This is a genomic window from Pseudoalteromonas sp. AWM4_233, from assembly GCF_056158285.1.
In genome coordinates, this window is sequence record NZ_JBSWSZ010000023.1 from 1 (window position 1) to 2,618 (window position 2,618).

Here is a 2,618-nt window from a genome sequence, read left to right on the forward strand (position 1 = left end):
ATTACCCTGCCACAGCTGGTCGCCGCCAGTATCCTGGGCTTTATGGTCACCAAAATTTTCGGTGGCGAGCCTATTTACGCTCTGTTAATTGCAGGTGTGAGCATGGCGATAGCGGGTTTGGCATTGCTTATACCGACAAGTGTTACGAGCGCATTGGACTGGCGGCGGCACTGCACGATATTGGCAATATTATTGAGCGCCAGGAGCACGAGCAGATCAGTATTAATGTTTCTCACGATAAGCTTGTGGAGCTGGGATATAGCCAGGCAGTAATCGACAGTGTTGCATGCAGTATTTACAGCACAGCCATTGATTATTCAGACAATGTCGCCAAAAGACAGGTGGGCTCAAGAGAAGCCAAAATAGTTTCAGACGCAGATTTAAGTAATCCAGGCTTTTACGATGTAAACAACTTTGCTACAGAATCTATTAAAATCTGGCTGGAACTGGACCTGTTTGATATTTCAGAATTTGAAACCACAGGGGTTACGTTTACCCGAAAGTTTTTTGAGAGTTTGGGGGATTATTACACCAGCGCAGCCCGTTTATTATTTGCAGATAAACGCCGTACCAATCTGCGACTACTACAAGAAGAAATTACAAGACTTCTTAAAAAAGCAAATCACAATCGAGACACACTTATCGACTTAGTGACTGCAACTGATACCCGGATTGCGTCACTTTCAGCGATTTAGATAAGTAAAAGCGGTTACGCGTAATTCTTGCATCACCTAATATATCTGACTTTAGTGCTTTAGCTACGTTTGGGTCCACATAGTACCGCCACAATGACATATTATTGAATTCAAGAGTAAATTGGCTTCGAAAAAATCCATCATGCTGATAAGATTCCTGTGTAAATTTATCTGAATACAACATGGAACCAATCGTTATGGAAATTAAAACAGCAAAGCCATCTGATTATTTGACCTTAATTGAAATATGGGAGGCGTCGGTGAGAGCCACGCATGACTTTTTACCAGAGTCAGATATTCAGGAGTTAAAGCCACTGATTCTGGAACAATATTTTGATGCTGTAGATTTAAAATGTGCCATCAATCAAAGTGGCAACATTTTAGGCTTCTGCGGTGTACATGACGGCAATATCGAAATGCTATTTATTGCACCTGAAGAAAGAGGCAATGGCGTAGGCTCATTTCTGACTGGTCACGCTATAGATTATCAGGCGGCACATAAAGTTGATGTAAACGAGCAAAATCCACAAGCAACAGGATTCTATCAGCGACTCGGCTTTAAAGTGACTGGACGTTCAGCCACTGACGGACAAGGTAAACCATATCCGATATTGCACATGTCACTTTGAATCGTATTTAATACCAACCTGAACAGGCCCGGCAAATCGTCGGGCTTTTTTATATCTCCATGAAAGTTGTGAACCTGGTAAAACAGCGGCTACAGAACCAAATTAGATTGAAGACAGCGAAAGCATAAATTAACTAATCACATTCTATCCACACTTTATGGGTTGTTCCCATAATGTATACATAGTTAATAACGCCCAATATGGCGTATTGTAACGCCCAAAAAGGGGTAGGCCGTAATTCGTTAAATTCTCAAAATGATAATGGATGCTAGATTTGATTTAGTGGCCAAAGCTATAGTGAACGGCCCATTACTAATCATTAGTAAGAACCTTTTTAAATACAAGGTTTTTACTGTCAATTAAGCTTTCATACCTCTCCTGAAGTTCACTATTGGCGTGTTTTGCAGCTTGAATAGCTATGAATAAATCATCAACGTTCCAATCAATATACTTGGCTATTAAATGAACATATTCGTCACTTGGAAACTTTGATGTATTGCGCCAATTTCACCCACTTTTGATAAGTATTGTAAGCGAATACCCATTTCTTCAGACGCTGACTTATTCGTAAGCCCTTTACTTTGCATCATCGCATACTTAAATGCTGAATCTAAAAACACCAATTTATCCAATTTGAGAACCTCCCCTCAATCCTATTAGAAAATCACACTCCAGACCACAAATGCTCACCACCATAAAGCCCATATTAGGGCGTTGACACGCCCAATATCGAGATTTAGTATTCGCCTAACAATTAATACCGCATCAAACACGGCCTTGGATTTACGATAACCATCGATTACGACAACGACGGTAGCAGGCGTGAACGCCACATGTTCAGACTGGCCGTGTCGTAATGAATGGTTTCAAATCTATGTCAGAAACGCGCGACTTCCTTACGTGTGAGTATGGCACCCAACACCAGTTAACAGAAATTACCCCGAAGAATTACCCTGAATTGTGTAGGCAAGGGGTGTTCGATGAATAAGAACTGGAAGCTCCACGATACTCTGTTTGTTGACCATCTGGCTTTTACCGTCCCGGTTTCCGATTTCCGCCATTTAAACCGGGCTGGCAAAGAAACCGACAAACGTCAATCAATGGGTAAAACTCCCTCAGCCACTTTTCAGAAAGGCTAAATCACTGGAAGCAAAAGAAGCCCTTATTCGGGACTATCAGGCTAAATTTGAAGGAAGTCTGCTATCAGCGTTGCCACCAGTTCATTGAAAAAATTCTCAATCTCAAAGTGGGCCAAGGTGCTGATGAGAATGCGTAGTCGCTGTATGTTAACCTT

The 2,618-nt window shown here is 41.6% G+C and carries 4 protein-coding genes; 3 read left to right on the top strand and 1 reads right to left on the bottom strand.

The window, feature by feature from the left end; all coding sequences use genetic code 11:
• Together ACXAC4_RS18710 and ACXAC4_RS18715 are read left to right on the top strand one after the other, a co-directional pair.
• Nucleotides 1-695 (top strand): hypothetical protein (locus ACXAC4_RS18710; RefSeq protein WP_475164545.1); only part of this gene is annotated, 695 nt, incomplete at its 5' end.
• Between the two features lie 182 nt (nt 696-877).
• Nucleotides 878-1,324: an acetyltransferase gene (locus ACXAC4_RS18715; RefSeq protein WP_475164548.1), complete on the top strand. Its 447-nt coding sequence runs from the start codon at nt 878-880 to the stop codon at nt 1,322-1,324.
• Nucleotides 1,325-1,782: 458 nt separating this feature from the next.
• Here the strand turns inward: ACXAC4_RS18715 and ACXAC4_RS18720 are convergent, their stop codons facing one another.
• On the bottom strand, nt 1,783-1,956 hold the full coding sequence (locus ACXAC4_RS18720; RefSeq protein WP_475164550.1) for a hypothetical protein: 174 nt from the start codon (nt 1,954-1,956) through the stop codon (nt 1,783-1,785).
• Nucleotides 1,957-2,304: 348 nt separating this feature from the next.
• Between ACXAC4_RS18720 and ACXAC4_RS18725 the strand changes: the two genes are divergently transcribed.
• Nucleotides 2,305-2,463, top strand: coding sequence for a hypothetical protein (locus ACXAC4_RS18725; protein ID WP_475164552.1), 159 nt, complete (start codon nt 2,305-2,307; stop codon nt 2,461-2,463).
• The last annotated feature ends 155 nt before the right edge of the window (nt 2,464-2,618 follow it).

Excerpts from the sequence above, each read along its gene's own strand:
- ACXAC4_RS18715 (WP_475164548.1), top strand. The coding sequence starts at position 878 with ATGGAACCAATCGTTATGGAAATTAAAACAGCAAAGCCATCTGATTAT.
- ACXAC4_RS18725 (WP_475164552.1), top strand. The coding sequence starts at position 2,305 with ATGAATAAGAACTGGAAGCTCCACGATACTCTGTTTGTTGACCATCTG.